Genomic DNA, 1,501 nt, shown 5'->3' on the forward strand with positions numbered 1-1,501 from the left:
CGGGTTCGAGTCCCGTCCGCTCCGCCACTTATTTAGAAAGCCTTGCTAGAAATAGCAAGGCTTTCGTCGTTTAAGGCCTTCAGAGAAACGAATTCCGTTTCAGTGCTCTGGTACTTATTCCAACCCTTGTAGTCCGGCCGTTGATACGGAATCCTCATTCGCAATAGCGATGCTCTCTCATCTACAAGCACCTGTCTTTGCCTATCTGTATTCTAGGCATATACAAACTAATTTGACTCATTTTGGTTTGCTTAAGAAGAATAAGCTTTATGGCTTTGTTGATTCATTTAGTCCTAGCCTAAAAGCTTTGGTTTTCATTCGTGTCTTGAGTCTAGCTTCAGTTTAGTTAGTATTTCGTTGCCATATCATCATGTTGAGACTCGAAGTTATTAAATGAGTCTCGCATTTATGCAATCTTTGAATTTTCGAACTGGCTTGCTATGTGATCCATTCCTAGTCCTTATACTCACGGCTTTTTCGATTGTTAATGTCAACACTATCAGAAAACTTTGTTTGCTTTGCTGATTTCTACTAGAAGGATTACCCTAAAAGGAGTTCTCGTAGGAGTTAGTTTGGTGATGCAACAAGTAAAAAATGAAACCTTAAAAGAAGTATTTAAACAATGGGCTTCCGACGATGGAGTTGTGGTCATCAACCCTGCAACTGAGCAAGAGTTAATTCGCTTGAAACCGAGTTCAATTGAAGAGTTGGATTGCCTCATTGAAGCGTGTTCGGCTGAACAAGTTCGATGGGCTAAGTTGAGTGCGAAAGAGCGCTCTAGCTGTTTGAAAAACTGGCATCAATTGTTGATGGAACACGCTGAAGATATAGCGACCATTATTACATTGGAACAGGGTAAGCCATTGTCTGAAAGCCGCGGGGAAGTGAGCTACGGGGCATCTTTTGTAGAGTGGTTTGCAGAAGAGGCTAAACGAGCTTATGGCGAAGTTATCCCAGCTCCTGCTGTAGATAGACGTTTATCTACAATTAAACAGCCTGTAGGCGTGTGTGCTGCGATTACACCGTGGAATTTCCCTATTGCTATGATCACACGAAAAGCGGCACCTGCGTTAGCTGCTGGGTGTGGGATGATCATCAAACCGTCGGAGTTGACCCCTCTGACCGCACTAGCGGTTGTTGAACTTGCGTATCAGGCTGGTATCCCTAAGCCGCTTTTACCTGTTGTTATTTCTGAACAGGCTGCTGAGTTTGGTCAGGTGTTATCGATGGATCCTAGGATCAAGAAGATTTCATTTACGGGTTCGACTCGCGTCGGCAAAATTTTGATGAAGCAGGCTAGTGAAACTGTTAAAGCGGTATCGATGGAACTTGGAGGTAACGCTCCTTTTATTGTTTTTGAGGATGCTGATTTGGAATCAGCTGCTGATGGGCTTATCGCGTCCAAGTTCCGCAATGCAGGACAAACGTGCGTGTGTACAAACCGTTTATATGTACATCAAAATGGCAAAGAGCGCGTTATGGAAAAAGTACTCGCGAAAAT

General features: G+C 43.6%; 1 protein-coding gene. It reads left to right on the forward strand.

The genetic code is table 11. From position 1 onward, the window contains the following. Nucleotides 1-575 precede the first annotated feature (575 nt). A partial coding sequence (locus R7Q47_RS24195; protein ID WP_411912883.1) for an aldehyde dehydrogenase family protein occupies nt 576-1,501 on the forward strand: 926 nt, incomplete at its 3' end.

The sequence above is a fragment of the Vibrio sp. Vb0349 genome (assembly GCF_033338975.1).